12 protein-coding genes are annotated in these 14947 nt (G+C 64.7%); 4 read left to right on the top strand and 8 right to left on the bottom strand.

Annotated features, from left to right (window positions below):
• The 3 genes from aspS to AC3A43_RS01090 form a co-directional block, all read right to left on the bottom strand.
• Nucleotides 1-1791 carry an aspartate--tRNA ligase gene (gene aspS, locus AC3A43_RS01100; RefSeq protein WP_487790708.1) on the bottom strand — a complete coding sequence of 597 codons (1791 nt, stop codon included), beginning with the start codon at nt 1789-1791 and terminating at the stop codon, nt 1-3.
• Nucleotides 1792-1893: 102 nt separating this feature from the next.
• A complete protein-coding gene (locus tag AC3A43_RS01095; protein WP_487790707.1) occupies nt 1894-3405 on the bottom strand; it encodes an FAD-binding protein in 1512 nt (503 codons plus the stop codon).
• Nucleotides 3405-3734: a hypothetical protein gene (locus tag AC3A43_RS01090; RefSeq protein WP_487790706.1), complete on the bottom strand. Its 330-nt coding sequence runs from the start codon at nt 3732-3734 to the stop codon at nt 3405-3407. The genes AC3A43_RS01095 and AC3A43_RS01090 overlap by 1 nt, the downstream gene beginning before the upstream one ends.
• Before the next feature lie 109 nt (nt 3735-3843).
• On the opposite strand from AC3A43_RS01090, the gene rnd reads away from it, so the two are divergent.
• Nucleotides 3844-5034: a ribonuclease D gene (rnd, locus tag AC3A43_RS01085; RefSeq protein ID WP_487790705.1), complete on the top strand. Its 1191-nt coding sequence runs from the start codon at nt 3844-3846 to the stop codon at nt 5032-5034.
• Here the strand turns inward: rnd and AC3A43_RS01080 are convergent.
• Genes AC3A43_RS01080 through AC3A43_RS01065 form a run of 4 tightly spaced genes read right to left on the bottom strand, consistent with a single transcriptional unit; the run spans nt 5031 to nt 10615 of the window.
• Nucleotides 5031-6542, bottom strand: a complete 1512-nt coding sequence (locus tag AC3A43_RS01080) for a Ppx/GppA family phosphatase (protein WP_487790704.1) — start codon at nt 6540-6542, stop codon at nt 5031-5033. The two genes, rnd and AC3A43_RS01080, sit on opposite strands and share 4 nt — an antisense overlap.
• Nucleotides 6526-8694: an RNA degradosome polyphosphate kinase gene (locus AC3A43_RS01075; RefSeq protein ID WP_487790703.1), complete on the bottom strand. Its 2169-nt coding sequence runs from the start codon at nt 8692-8694 to the stop codon at nt 6526-6528. The genes AC3A43_RS01080 and AC3A43_RS01075 overlap by 17 nt, the downstream gene beginning before the upstream one ends.
• Entirely contained in the window at nt 8685-9344 is a 660-nt protein-coding gene (locus AC3A43_RS01070; RefSeq protein ID WP_487790702.1) for an HdaA/DnaA family protein, read from the bottom strand. The genes AC3A43_RS01075 and AC3A43_RS01070 overlap by 10 nt, the downstream gene beginning before the upstream one ends.
• Nucleotides 9344-10615: a heavy-metal-associated domain-containing protein gene (locus tag AC3A43_RS01065; RefSeq protein WP_487790701.1), complete on the bottom strand. Its 1272-nt coding sequence runs from the start codon at nt 10613-10615 to the stop codon at nt 9344-9346. Before AC3A43_RS01065 ends, AC3A43_RS01070 begins: the two co-directional genes overlap by 1 nt.
• An 85-nt stretch (nt 10616-10700) precedes the next feature.
• On the opposite strand from AC3A43_RS01065, the gene purM reads away from it, so the two are divergent.
• The 3 genes from purM to cls are packed head-to-tail and all read left to right on the top strand — an operon-like array spanning nt 10701 to nt 14264.
• A complete protein-coding gene (gene purM / locus AC3A43_RS01060; RefSeq protein ID WP_487790700.1) occupies nt 10701-11807 on the top strand; it encodes a phosphoribosylformylglycinamidine cyclo-ligase in 1107 nt (368 codons plus the stop codon).
• Complete coding sequence (gene purN, locus AC3A43_RS01055; RefSeq protein ID WP_487790699.1) at nt 11800-12765, top strand: phosphoribosylglycinamide formyltransferase; 966 nt, start codon at nt 11800-11802, stop codon at nt 12763-12765. Before purM ends, purN begins: the two co-directional genes overlap by 8 nt.
• A 53-nt stretch (nt 12766-12818) precedes the next feature.
• A complete protein-coding gene (gene cls, locus AC3A43_RS01050) occupies nt 12819-14264 on the top strand; it encodes a cardiolipin synthase (protein ID WP_487790698.1) in 1446 nt (481 codons plus the stop codon).
• 1 nt (nt 14265) lies between these two features.
• Here the strand turns inward: cls and AC3A43_RS01045 are convergent, their stop codons facing one another.
• Nucleotides 14266-14895 carry a M23 family metallopeptidase gene (locus AC3A43_RS01045; protein WP_487790697.1) on the bottom strand — a complete coding sequence of 210 codons (630 nt, stop codon included), beginning with the start codon at nt 14893-14895 and terminating at the stop codon, nt 14266-14268.
• Nucleotides 14896-14947 lie beyond the last annotated feature (52 nt).

Genomic DNA, 14947 nt, shown 5'->3' with positions numbered 1-14947 from the left:
TTAGCCCTTGGGGCCGTCGACGAGGCGGATGCCGAGTTCCTTGAGCTGCTTGTCGCTGACCGGCGCCGGCGCATTCATCATCAGGTCTTCGGCCTTCTGGGTCATCGGGAAAACGATGACTTCGCGGATGTTCGGCTCGTCGGCGAGCAGCATCACGATGCGATCGACACCCGGCGCCGATCCGCCATGCGGCGGCGCGCCGAACTTGAAGGCGTTGATCATGCCGCTGAAATTCGCATCGACATCGGCCTGCGAATAGCCCGCGATCTCGAACGCCTTGTACATGATGTCGGGGCGATGGTTCCGGATTGCGCCCGACGACAGTTCAACGCCGTTGCAGACGATGTCATACTGATAGGCGAGAATATCGAGCGGATCCTTGCCCGTCAGCGCGTCCATCTCGCCCTGCGGCATCGAGAAGGGGTTGTGGCTGAAGTCGATCTTGCCGGTATCCTCGTCGGCTTCGAACATCGGGAAGTCGACGATCCAGCAGAATTCGAAGCGGCTCTTGTCGATCAGGCCCAGCTGGTCGGCGACGCGCGTGCGCGCAAGGCCCGCAAGCTTTGCCGCCTTCGCTTCGGCGCCCGCGGCGAAGAAGATGCCGTCGTTCGGGCCCAGCCCCATCGCGTCGGCGATCGCCTTCATGCCGTCCTGGCCATGGTTGTTGGCGATCGGGCCGCCGAACACGCCGTCCTTCTGCGTCGCATAGCCAAGGCCCGGGAAACCTTCCGACTGCGCCCAGCTGTTCATCTCGTCGAAGAACTTGCGGCTCTTCTCCTGCGTTTCCGGGGCGGCGACGGCGCGGACAACCTGGCCTTCATCGACCATGGTCGCAAAGCGGCCGAAGCCCGATCCCTTGAAGAAATCGCCCACGTCATGGACGAGCAGCGGGTTGCGCAGGTCGGGCTTGTCGCTGCCATATTTCAGCATCGATTCGCGGTACGGAATGCGCTTGAAAGGCAGCGGCGACACGGTGCGGCCCTTGCCGTCGAAATCGGCGAACTCCTCGAACACGCCATGCAGGACGGGTTCGATGGCGTTGAAGACGTCGTCCTGCGTGACGAAGCTCATTTCGAAATCGAGCTGATAGAATTCGCCGGGGCTACGGTCGGCGCGCGCATCCTCGTCGCGGAAACAGGGCGCGATCTGGAAATAGCGGTCGAAGCCCGCGACCATCAGCAGCTGCTTGAACATCTGCGGCGCCTGCGGCAGCGCATAGAATTTGCCGGGATGGACGCGGCTGGGGACCAGATAGTCGCGCGCACCTTCGGGGCTGCTCGCGGTCAGGATTGGCGTCTGGAACTCGGTGAAGCCCTGATCGATCATCCGCCGGCGCAGCGACGAAATGACGTTCGAACGCAGCACGATATTCTTGTGCAGGCGCTCGCGGCGGAGATCGAGGAAGCGGTTCGTGAGGCGGATTTCCTCGGGATATTCGGTCTCGCCGAACACCGGCAGCGGCAGGCGATCGGCGGCCGATTGCACGGTCACCGCGCTCGGATAGATTTCGATCTCGCCGGTCGCCAGCTTCGGATTAAGCGTCTCGGGCGATCGCGCGGCGACCTTGCCCGTGAAGGTCAGAACGGACTCGGGGCCCAGCGCGTTCACCGTGGGATAGAGGTTCGAGCCGGTCTCGACCACGATCTGGGTAATACCATAATGGTCGCGAAGATCGACGAAAAGCACGTTCGCATGTTCGCGCGTGCGATGCACCCAGCCCGAAAGACGGACTTCCTCACCGACGTTGGCGGCGCGAAGATCGGCGCATGTATGGGTGCGATAGGCGTGCATGTGATCGTCTTTCAATGTTCGGAAGCGCGCGCAGGAAAACGCGCCGATATGGCCGCGCCTAAGGCAATGCGCCGCACCATTTGTCAAGCGTTGAGGGCGGAATCAACGGGTCAGACCGAGGTTATCGAGCACCTCGCTGCCGAACAATGCGCGGTGGGCGGGATCGGCGAGCAGGCGGTCGCGCGCCGCGCGCCAGCGGCGGAAATCATCGCCATAGTCGGCGGCGACCCGCGCGGCGTCGAGGTGGCAGCTTTTTGCCCAATGGCGGGTGAAGGCGATGCCCTCGGCATCGAGGCATTCGACGACGCGGGCGTAAGCGTCCGCAGTGCGCTGGCTGCGCGGGCCATCGAAATCGATCACCGCGTTATGCGCAAAGCGCGCGGGAGCGAGCAGACCCTGCGCGCGTTCCATGAAGCGCACCGTGACGACGGTCGAGCCGCCATGTCTGGCGTAAACTGCGCAGATGAGTTCGAACGCGCGGGCGAGGTCGGCGCGGTCGATCGTGACCGAGGCGTTGAACAGGTCGGCGAGCGGCCGGTGCGTGTCGAGCCCCTCCCCCCAGCTGCCATAGACCGGTGGCGCGTCAATATCGGGGCCGCTTGCATAGCCCAGTTTCATGGCGAATTGCAGCAGCGGGCCGCGGGCCCATGGGTAATCGTCGAGCAGACGGCCGAGCAGGCTGAGCGCGTCGTAGCCGGCGCCGAGTTGGCCGGGCGTCGCCCGGTTATAATCATCACGCCATGGCTCGCGATAGAGGAAGCGAAGCATAGCGGGGCGCTTGAACGGCTTGTAGGGGTTGACGATCATCTGGACGAAATCGGGGTCCCGATCGAGCGCATAAGCGGCCGAGAACCGACGGAAATCCCCCGCGGCGAGCCAGTCCAGCGCCGCGCAATCGACTCTGCGCAAATTCTGGATGGGGCGGACGAGGAATTTCGGCACGCTGTCGACGACGAGCGCGGTGACGATGCCAAGCGAGCCGACGGGAAGCTGCGCCGCGGCAAAGACATCGTCGTCGCGCAGCAGCGTCGAGCCGGTCGCGGCGACGAAGGCGTCGCTCATCACCCCGGCGACGGGCTCGATCCAGTGGATGCCCGTCGGGGTCACGACCTGCACCGCCCGAACATGGTCCTGTATGCCCCCGCGCGCAATCATCGAGCCATGGGTGCCGGTCGCACAGGCGCCGGCAAAGGTCTGGCCGTTGCCCGCGCCGCTGGTCCACAGCGAGCGGCCTTGCGCTTCCAGCTTGTCCGACACCTCATCGACGAGCGCGCCCGCCTCGACGAGCATCAAGCCGCCTGCGTCGATGCCGGGCCGCACGTCAGCCGCGCCGATGCGGAAGCAGCGGTTGAAGCGGCGCGTGTGGAGCAGCCAGCTTTGCGAGCTGATATTGACGTTCGAGGGCGACCAGCCCGCGCCGAGCGGGCGGACGCGGCGCTTTGCGGCATCCGCCTGTCGCAGCCAGTCCTGGAGCGATTTCGCCGCAATCGCGATCTCGTCGCGCCCGCGTTCGGCGTCACCGCTGCGCAGCGCAAAGCGCGTCGCCGCTTCGCAGGTGCCAGTGCCGTGATAATTGGTCCAGCGACCTTCGTCGCCGAGTTTGACGATCGGCATCAGGCCTCTCCCAGCGGGAGGATGCCGGCGTGCGCGCGCCACGCGACGGTGATCGGACGCAAGAAGCCAAAGGTCGCGATCGCGACGAGCATCTGGCGCCGGGTCGCGAACACGCGGACGTCGCACAGGCCGTGATCGGATTCGGGGGTCACGAACGGCTGCGCAGCCTGCGCGGCGAACCCCCAGCCCTTCAGCGTGACGACCATCGATTCCTCGTCGAGCGGCCGCGGATTGGCGATCGACAGAAAAATATCCGCTTGCCCCGCGGCATATTGTCCGAGAAGCAACGCAAAACCGAGCGCAGCGAGCGCCCAACCGAGCCACATCATGCCCCTATTCCCTTCGTCCTTTTCCCCGGCCGATGTTTCGGCTCCGCAACCCGAAGAGCACGCGCAAATTTTCCTGCCCGTTCCTCTCAACTAGCTGTATAGGCGCGCTATGCAAGTCCATCCGTTGATCGAAACCAACGCCGCGCTCGTCGAATTTTGCGACCTTATTCGGGACAGCGATTTCATCGCCGTCGATACCGAATTCATGCGGGAAAACACTTTCTGGCCAGAGCTTTGCCTGATCCAGGTGGCCGACCGCGACCATGCCGCGGCGATCGACCCGCTGGCGGCGGGCATGGATTTGAAGCCCCTGCTCGACCTGTTGGTCGACAATGAGGACATGCTGAAAGTCTTTCATGCCGGCGGGCAGGATGTCGAAATCATCTTCAACCTGACCGGCAAGACGCCGCACCCGATCTTCGATACCCAGATCGGCCAGATGGCGCTGGGTCAGGCCGAGCAGGTCGGCTATTCGAACCTGGTCGAGGCTTGGATCGGGCTGCAACTCGACAAGGGCGCGCGCTTTACCGACTGGAGCCGCCGCCCGCTCGACAAGCGCCAGATCGACTATGCGGTCGGGGATGTCACGCACCTTGCCAAGATTTTCCCGATGATGCTCGACAAGCTGATCAAGACCGGCCGCGGCCACTGGCTCGACGAGGAAATGGAAAAGCTGGCCGATCCCGCCAATTACAGCGTCGATCCCGAAAAGGCGTGGCAACGGATCAAGGTGCCGACGCGCAAGCTCGACGTCCTCGGCCGCCTGCAGTCGCTCGCCGCATGGCGCGAGCGCGAGGCGCGGCAAAAGAACCTGCCGCGCGGCCGCATCGTCAAGGACGAGACGCTGGCCGACATCGCCGCGCATCCGCCGAAAGATCAGGACGGGCTGGGCCGTGTTCGCGGATTGTCGGCGACGTGGCGGACCAACGACATCGGCGGCCGGTTGATGGACGCCATCGCCAATGCCAAGCCGATGTCGAAGGACGAGATGCCCGACCGCGCCCCGCGCGGGCCCGGTCTGGGTAAGGAAGGCACCCTCGTCGCCGACTTGCTGAAGCTGTTGCTGAAAATACGTGCGCGCGAATTGAATGTCGCGTCGCGGCTGATCGCCCGCAGCGACGATCTGGAAGCCCTTGCCGCCGGATCGCGCAGCGATGGTATCCAGATGATGCAAGGTTGGCGATATGACGTGTTCGGACACGCCGCACTCGATCTGGTCGAAGGGCGGATGGGCTTTGCCGTGGTCAACGGCAAGCTGGTGATGAGCGAAATCGATCCCAACGCGGCGATTGAGATCTAAAGCAGCACCAGCTCCGGCTTTGCATCAAGCGACTGCGCCAGAACGCGCAGGCGGCGTTCGACCGATTCGCCCGCCAGCTGATGCCAGCCGGCATCGAGACAAAGCTTCAGCTTGCCCTCGACCAGCGCAATACCGCTCGCCCGCAGCGGCGCCTCGACCCCGCCGGTCAGGCGCTGCGCAAGGCGGATAGCAAGACCCCATTGACGCGCGCGGGCGAGCCGTTCGGGGGCCACGAGGTTGCCCATCGCTGGAAACTCGGCGTCGGACCCGCCAAAACCCGCATACAGAGCACGTGCGAGAAGGATGCGGCCGGGAATATCGATACTGCGCCAGTTGCCGTGAAGGCCGATTTCGGTCCCGCGGTCGGCGCGGAAGTCGGGGTTTGCCGACCATGCCACATCGCTGAGCAGGCTCGCCGCAAGGCGGACACGGCTGTCGGCGGGGGCTTCGTCGGCGAACAGCGGCGCGATCCATGCAGCGATCGCGCGGCCGTGCGGCGCGAAACGCGCAAGGCGTCGCCCCTCGAATTCGGCAGCGACGATCAGCGGGTCCTGCGCGCGCGTTTCTGCATCTAGGGCCTGATAAAGCAGACCTTCGCGAAGGCCCGATGACGAAACCGTCATCTCGGGCACGTCGAGGATGTTGACGAGCGCAGCGAGCAGCGCGGCCGCATCGGGCAACGCCGCCGCGCGATTCGACGCCATGCCGGGGATCGCGCGCAATTCTTCGAAGGTCAGGCGCTTTGAGGCGCGGATCAGGCGGCGAAGCGCACTGCGCGGCAAGCTATGCTGGTCGAGCACCGCGAGCGGATCGCGCGTGAGTTCAAGATCGAGGCGCGAGAGCGCGCGCCACGATCCGCCGACGAGATAGAGCGGGAGGCCCGTCAATCCGTCGCCGGGCCAGCCCGCGTCGCGCAGCATTTTGCGAATCGCGCGCTCGAACGCCTGCTCGCCATCCTTGCGCAGCGCCGGCAGACGCAGCACGCCGAGCGGGAAGGAAGCCCGGCGTCCGACCTGTCCGTCCGACACTTCGGCAAGCTCAAGGCTGCCACCGCCGAGGTCGACCGCAATGCCATGCGCGTCGGGTATCGCCGCGAGTACGCCATGACCCGCGGCTTCGGCTTCCTCTTCGCCCGACAACAGCCGGATCTGGAGCCCCGCTTCGGCAGCGGCGGCGATGAAGTCCGGACCGTTCGCCGCGTCGCGCACGGCGGCGGTGGCGACGCATTGCACGTCCTTCACTTCCATATGTTTGGCGAGCAACGCATAGCGACGCAGCGCGACGAGGCCGCGTTCCGCATCTTCTGGCGCAATGCGGCCATTGACGGCGAGGCCGCGGCCAAGACCCGCCGCGACCTTTTCGTTGAAGATGACCGCAGGCGCGCGCGCCGGACCTTCATAGACGACGATACGGACCGAGTTGGAGCCGATGTCGATCACTGCGGATCGGCTGACTGCCTGTTTTGAGTTACTCTTGGCGTTCAATTTTTTGTCAATCTTCGCGCACATTAAAAGCGAGCGTCGGCACGTCGTGACGCTTGTGCAGCGCGGTGCCACGGCCCGACAGCGAGGCGTTGTTCATGAAATAATGATGAAGATTAAATGGCTTGTCTCCCGGCGTTACACGCACCGACGTGCCGTCGGGTTGCAATATCCAGCTTTGTTCATTGTCGATCAGGTTCGCGACAAGCACCTGATCGAGGATCTGGTCGTGGACGGTCGGGTTCTCGATCGGGATCATATATTCGACCCGGCGATCGAAGTTGCGCGGCATCCAGTCGGCGCTGCTGATGTAAAGCTTTGCGCCGCGATGCGGCAGCGGCGCGCCGTTGGCGAAGGCCCAGACGCGGCTGTGCTCGAGGAAGCGGCCGACGACCGACTTGACGCGGATCGTTTCGGACAGGCCCGGCACATCGGGGCGCAGGCAGCAGATGCCGCGTACGATCAGTTCGATCCGCACCCCCGCCGCGCTCGCCTGATAGAGCTTGTCGATGATGTCCGGGTCGACAAGGCTGTTCATCTTGGCCCACACGCCCGACGGCAGCCCGGCTTTGGCCGCCGTGATTTCGGCGTCGATCAACTGGCTGAGATGCGCACGCATGTTGAGCGGCGACATGGTGATCAGGTCGAGCCGTTCGGGTTCGACATAGCCGGTGATGTAATTGAACAGCTGCGCCGCGTCACGCCCCGCGCGCGGGTCGGCGGTGAAGAAGCTGAGATCGGTATAGATGCGCGCGGTCACCGGGTGATAATTGCCGGTGCCGAAGTGACAATAAGTGCGATACCCCTGCCCTTCGCGGCGAACGACCATCGATATTTTGGCGTGCGTCTTCCACTCGATAAAGCCGTAGACGACCTGTACCCCGGCGCGTTCGAGCTGGTTCGCCCACAGGAGATTCTGTTCTTCGTCGAAACGCGCCTTGAGTTCGACGACCGCGGTCACCGACTTGCCCGCCTCGGCCGCCTCGATCAGCGCGCGGATCACCGGCGACTGGTCGCCAGCGCGATAGAGCGTCTGCTTGATCGCGACGACATCGGGGTCGGCCGCGGCCTGCCGCAGGAAGGCGAGGACGACCTCGAAGCTTTCATACGGATGGTGGACGACGATATCCTTGCTGCGGATCGCCGCGAAGCAATCCCCGCCATGTTCGCGAATGCGTTCGGGAAAACGCGGCGAATAAGCCGGGAATTTGAGGTCGGGGCGATCGACATCGACCAGCGCCGACAGGGCCGCGAGACCGATAAAGCCGCCGATCTTCGCAACGATCGCCTCATGCCCCTGAATGTCGGCGTTGAGTACCTCGGCGATTTCGCCGGGCATGTCGGCTTCGAGTTCGAGCAGGATCACACGGCCACGGCGGCGGCGGCGAATCGCGGTGCGGAACAGGCGGACCAGATCCTCGGCCTCTTCCTCCAGCTCGATATCGCTGTCGCGGATGATGCGGAACACGCCAAGGGATCGGATGGTGAAGCCGGGGAACAGCAGCCCGCCGAAAATCTCGATCAGATATTCGATCGGAACGAAAGCATTCGATTGCCCCGGAACCGGCACAAAGCGCGGCAACGCCGCCGGAATCATCACCAGTTCGCGGACGGTTTCGCCTGTCGCCTTGCGCTGCAGGTCGAAGATGATCCCGAGACCGCGATTGGGGATGAAGGGAAAGGGGTGCGCCGGATCGAGCACCTGCGGGGTCAGGATCGGGAAAATCTGGTCGATGAAATATTGACGCAGTGCGGTGCGCAGCGCCTCGCGGTCGGACCCCGTGCCGTGGACGACGATGCCCTGTTCGCCAAGCTGGCGATGAAGCAATTGCCATTCGCTCTGCTGCTGATCGACGAGGCGGTTTACCTCGGCCTCGATCTCGGCAAGCTGTTGCCCCGGCGAGCGGCCGTCGGCCGAGGGATCGTCGATCCCCTGTAATTGCTGACCTTTCAGGCCAGCGACGCGGACCATGAAGAATTCGTCGAGGTTGCTGCCCGAAATCGACAGGAAGCGGAGGCGTTCGAGCAGTGGGTGCGCAGGGTTGCGCGCCTCTTCCATCACCCGACGATTGAAGGCCAGCCAGCTCAGTTCGCGGTTGAAGAAGCGTTCGGGACCGAAGGTGGGAAGCGCCGTATTGGCGTCATTGTCGGCACGTAAGGGGCCACCGGCTATCGACATTGTGCTTCATCCTGCCTTTCGAGGAGATCGGGATCGATCAGCCCCTGTGACAGTAATGTTTCACGCGTAAGACGAACGCTAACGCCCCGCCCTTTTTCCAGCGAAGCGGCATCGAGCGCCGCAACGACGCGGTGAATCATCGCATAGCTGCGCTCCATTCGCGGAACGATATAGGAAGGAACCTCAGGCGCGAGCGCCATGCCGCGCTGCGCGAACAGCGCCTCGATCAGGTCGCGCGCGAGGCAATCGTCGGGATCGCCGATCGTCAGGACAGGCACGGCGGCGAGGCGCGAGCGAAGGTCGGGAAGCGCGACATTCCATTCCGCCGGCGGCGCATCGGCGATAATCAGCAGCGGCGAACCGCTCGCCTGCGCCGCATTCCACGCGTGGAAGATATCCTCTTCCGATACGCTGTCGTGCCCATCGATCACGCGGCCGCCGGTCTCGCTGGCGAAAAGCCGGCCGATCAGGCTACGACCCGAACCGCGCGGGCCGGTGAGAACCGCCGTGCGCACGGGCCAGGTCGACACATGGCGCAGATAGCGCACGGCATCGGCGTTGCTGGTGCCGACGATCAGCGGGCCGTCGTTGCTGCCCCCTGCGCTCCAGTCGAGCGGCAGTGCGATCTGGCTGGAGGTGACGCGCGCCATCAGCGGCTGATCCGCAGCGTGCTGCCGCCCTCCTGCACCTTGTACCCCCGCGCCGCGAGCGCCGCGCTGAGCGCCGCGATATCGCCGCGGAAGGTCACGCGCATCACCGACGTGCCGCCGAGCGCAAGGCTGGTGGTCGAGGCCGACTGGACCCCCGAGATGCCGCCGACCGCTCGTTCGGTCGCGGTGACCGAGTCGACATCGGGCGAGCTGTATTGAACGGTGAAACTTTGGACCCCTGCGGCGGCCGTCGTCGGCACGCTGCTGTCGATTTCGCTGGGCAAAGCGTCGTCGTCGGTCGCGACCTCTTCGGGCAGGTCGGCCTTTTCGACCGGCTTTTCGAGGACGAGATAGGTGTCGGTGCGCAGCACGCCCGAGGCCAGCGCGTCGATATAGATGCGGTCCATCCGCGCGACCGCCTTTGCCATCATGTCGGGCAGCGCGGCGGGGCTGGGACCGGTCATCGTGAAGCTGGAAATCAGCTTGCTGTCGGGGCCGAAGCGCGCAGTGAAATAGCCTTTGATCGGGCCGCCGGGATAGGCATATTCGACCCGTGCGATCGGGGTCAGCACGTCGGCGGCGCCATATTGGTCGAGGATCACGCGCCACCAGACGCGGCCCCGGCGGCCGGTCTGGCCGGCGTTGATCAGCAAGGTATCGGCGCCAGTGCCCGCGGTGCGGACATAGTCGATCGCGCTCTCCCCCGTATTATATTCGGCCCAGGCGCGCTGCCAGGCGCTGCGCTGTTCGAACACCTGCGGGATGCCGTCGATCGAATAGACCGGGATCACGAGCAAGGGCGGCGAGCGGAGCGTGCGGCCGCTGACGCCGAGGATCTGGCCGGCACGGACGCGGTCGAACTGGACGCCGAGCCGGGCGACGTACCGGCGCGGGCCGATCTGTTCTTCCTCGACGACGATAGCGGTGACGATGCCGTCGAGCACCGAATCGCCGAGCTTGGGGCCGTCGCTGCCGTTCAACTTGCGATAAAGCTGCGCCCAGCCGAGGCGCTGCGCCTCGCGCCAGCCCTTTTCACGCGCATCGTCGGCGTTGTCGCCGGTGACATCGACGAGAATTCCGCTGGCGAGGAAATCGCCGCTGCTGTTGATCGGGGTGATGCCGCGATCGCCACGGCTGATCTGCCCTTCGACCACGCCGACGAGCAGAATCGCGAAGAATAGCCCGAAAAGCGCGGCCCAGCGCCAGTCGCGCGGGCGAAAGGCATAGAGGGTCAGGCGGGGCGCGAAGCGGGGGGAAGCAGCCGAAATCATATCTTCTCTATGCTCTGCCCAAAAGCGTGACGCCGGACAAGGAAATCATGGCATTTCGTGGCCAGAGTCGTTAGTCGCGCTGGCCATGGATTCCAAGCACAACCAATCCGGCTCCTACACTTATGCGCAGGCCGGCGTATCGATCGAGACCGGCAACGCGCTGGTCCGTGCCATCGCTCCGCTCGCCCGTGCGACGCGCCGACCCGGCGCCGACGCCGACCTTGGCGGTTTTGGCGGCTTTTTCGACCTGAAGGCCGCGGGGTTCAACGATCCCTTGCTCGTCGCGGCGAACGACGGCGTCGGTACCAAGCTGAAGCTCGCCATCGAATCGGGCAAGCATGACGGGGTCGGCATCGACCTGGTCGCGATGTGCGCGAACGATCTGATCGTTCAGGGCGCCGAGCCGCTGTTTTTCCTCGATTATTACGCCACCGGCAAACTCGACAACGACGTTGCGACCGAAGTCGTCGCGAGCATCGCCGAGGGATGCAAGCAGGCCGGATGCGCGCTGATCGGCGGCGAGACCGCTGAAATGCCGGGCATGTATTTGGACGGCGACTATGACCTCGCCGGTTTCTGCGTCGGCGCGGTCGAGCGCGACCAGGTGCTGACCGCCGACAAGCTGGCGGCGGGCGATATCATTCTGGGGCTCGCGTCGTCGGGGGTGCATTCGAACGGTTTCTCGCTCGTGCGGCGGCTCGCGGCCGACAAGGGCTGGAAGCTCGACCGTCCCGCGCTGTTCGACCAGACTGTGCTGCTGATCGATGCGCTGATGGCGCCGACGCGCATCTATGTGAAGAGCCTGCTCCCGCTGGTGAAGACCGGGCAGATCCACGCGCTGGCACATATTACCGGCGGCGGGCTGCTCGAAAATATCCCGCGCATCCTGCCGAAAACCCTTCATGCGCACGTCGATGCCGATGCGTGGGAACAGCCGCGATTGATGGCCTTCCTGCAGGCGCAGGGCAATATCGAGCCCGAAGAAATGGCACGCACCTTCAATTGCGGGATCGGGATGGCGGTTGTCGTCGCCGAAGCCGATGTCGACGCCGTTACCTCGGCGCTCGAGGCCGGGGGCGAGACCGTGCACCGGATCGGGCATATCGCCGAGGGCGAAAAGGGCTGCACCGTAACGGGCAGCGTCGAAACATGGAGCGCGATGGGCGCGTGGAGCGCCACGCATAATGGCTAAGGCGCGTGTCGCCGTCCTGATTTCAGGCGCCGGCACCAATATGGCGGCGCTGCTCTATGCCGCCAAAGCCGCCGACTGCCCCTATGAACTGGTGTTCGTGGGCAGCAACGACCCCGACGCGCCGGGGCTGAAGATCGCCGAGGCCGAGGGCATCGCGACCTGGGGCCTGTCGCACAAGGGCATGAACCGCGACGCATTCGACGCGCTGGTCGACGAGCAATTGCGCGGCGCCGGCGCCGAATTTGTCGCGCTTGCAGGCTATATGCGCATCCTTTCGGACGCGTTCGTCAGCCGTTGGGCGGGCCGGATGGTGAATATCCACCCCAGCCTGCTTCCGCTCTACAAGGGGCTCAACACCCACCAACAAGCCCTGGACGCCGGCGACAAGTTCGGTGGGTGCAGCATCCATATTGTGACGCCCGGCGTCGACGAGGGGCCGGTGCTGGCGCAGACGCCGGTCGCGATCCTGCCCGGCGACACGGTCGAAACATTGGTGGAGCGGGTACGGATCGCCGAGCATCAGCTTTATCCGCCGACGCTGGCCGCGTTCGTGACGCGCGAGCGGTCGCCCGGATATCTGCGCGACCGCGTGCGCGAAATCGCGATGGCGCTGCCCGAGGCTGACGAAGTGACCTCGCACGGCATGCCGTGCTTCGGCATCGTGAAGGGCAAGAAATTCGCCTATTTCACCGAGGATCATCATGGCTCAAGTAGTGAAGAGGGGGGCAAGGTCGCACTATTGGTGAAAATCAGCGGCGGCGAAGAACAGGCGATGCTGATCGAGCTCGACGAAGACCGCTATTACCGTCCCGCCTATTTCGGCGACGGCTGGGTCGGCATCCGCCTCGACCTTGGCGACACCGATTGGGATGCGATCGGCGAGTGGCTGCGCAAGAGCTGGCTGGCGGTGGCGCCCAAGAAGCTCGCCGGGCTGATGGGGATTGCAGACGAATTCTGATCGGGGCCAAATTCACGCTGGCGTTTTCACCGAAAGCCGGTTGAGGTGCCGTGATGGCATTCGACGCCGCCTTTGCCCTGTCGGCCCTGTTCCTTGCGGTCCATATCGTGGTGATCGGGCGGATCATATTGCGTCCGCAGCGCGAACCCGCTTCGCGTGTCGCATGGCTCATCGCGACGATCATGGTCCCCGTGGTCGGGGTGATCGCCTATCTGCTGCTCGGCGAGGCGCGGATCAGTTCGAAGCGGCGCGCGCGGTATCGCGCAATCGAGGCGCATCTGCCGCACCCGTCGGAGAATCAAGCGGTCCGGCATGAGCTTGCCGAGACGGCCTATGCAGCGCCCTTCGCACTCGCCGAAACCGCCAATGCACTCCCGCCGACGCGCGGCAATCGCGCGCGCCTCGCACAGGACAGCAACGCCGCGATCCGCGAGATGGTCGAGGATATCGACGGTGCGAAATCGACCGTCCATCTCTGCTTCTATATCTGGCTAGCCGACCACAACGGATTCCGGATCAAAGACGCGCTGATCCGCGCAGCCCAGCGCGGCGTCAAGGTCCGCGTACTCGCCGACGCATTGGGATCGCGCGGCTTCATCCGGTCGGCCTATTGGATCGAACTCGGCAATGCGGGGGTCGATGCGCGTATCGCTCTGCCGATCGGCGGGCTTGTCTGGACGCTGATCCGGGGCCGCTTCGACCTGCGCAACCACCGCAAGCAGCTGATCGTCGACAACCGCATCGCGTGGTGTGGCAGCCAGAATCTCGCCGACCCTGAGTTTCGGGTGAAGTCGCGCTATGCGCCATGGGTCGACCTGATGACCCGTTGGGAAGGCCCGGTCGTGCGCGACTGCCAGTTCATCTTCGCCGCCGACTGGGAATCGGAGCATGGCGACGATATCAGCGACCTGTTGGGCGACGACGCCGAGCCGCCGAGCGTTGCCGAACCGGGTATCGCGGCGCAGGTCATCGGCACCGGGCCGAACCTGCCCTATCCCGCGATGACCGCATGTTTCACCTCGCTCATTCACTCCGCGCGGCGCGAGTTGGTGATCACGACGCCCTATTTCGTTCCCGACGAGCAACTGATCTGTGCGCTGCTCGATGCCGCGCGGCGTGGGGTCAGGGCAGTGATGATCCTGCCGCAGCGCAACGACAGCCGGATCGTCGCGAACGCCAGCCGCAGCTACTATGACGAGATGATCGCCGCTGGCGTGCGCTTGTATGAATATCGCCCCGGCCTGCTCCACGCCAAGACGATGGTCGTCGATGACGCGGTGGCGCTGATCGGTTCGGCCAATCTCGACCGGCGGAGCTTCGAGCTCAATTTCGAGAATAATATCCTGTTCGCCGACCCCGGTTTCGTCGGCGAGATCCGCTCCCGGCAGGACGAATATCTGGCAGAGTCGGACATGGTGACCGCCGAAGATATCGCTCGCGCCAGCATGTTGCGTCGGCTGTGGCGAAACCTGCTCGCGACGCTGAGCCCCTTACTGTGACCTAAGGGCAGGCAGCGGCCGTGTAGAATGCGTCCTTGCGCACCGTCTTGTCTATGACGCCGCAAAAGCGTGGGACGCGAATGCGCTGACGCAGGGCGTTGTCGGTAAGGAAGCCGCCTTTGTCGATCGGCGTCGTGGCGTGGGGAATCGCCACCTCGAAGTGCAGGTGCGACAGCATCGCGCATCCGACGGCGGCCTCGTCGCCCAGATACTGCCCCGCGCGAACACGGCCGCCGACCCGTAGTCCGGCGCTGCTGCTGCTGCCCGCGGCCATATGCGAATAGAGCGTCCATTCGCCATTGGTGTGCGACAGCCAGAGATAATTGTTGCGGCAGTCGGCGGCAGCGCGGCCGCTTTGCTGTTCGGAAAAGCTTTCCTCGATCGCCATGACTACTCCGTCGGCGGCCGCGACAATACGGTGGGGGCGATCGACGCCGCGAGGTTCGCCGACGAGGTCGACCGCGCCCCGTGGACCGTGCGTTGCCGCATCGTCGAAAACAGATACGCGCGTTCCGTCGGCATAGGGCAGCCGGTAAACACCTTCGGAGGATGCAATGGCGGGAGCCTCGGCCGGCGTCATCGCGGACAGCGCCAGACCCGCAACGACAACGCAGATCGGGCCCGGTTTCATCCTGTATCCCCTGCCAAAACCAACAAAAAGGGCGCCGGATCGCTCCGGCGCC

The sequence above is a fragment of the Sphingopyxis sp. Soil_C_28 genome, assembly GCF_057657055.1.
Note: the sequence above shows the minus strand (reverse complement) of the source record. Positions and strands in the feature narration are given on the sequence as shown.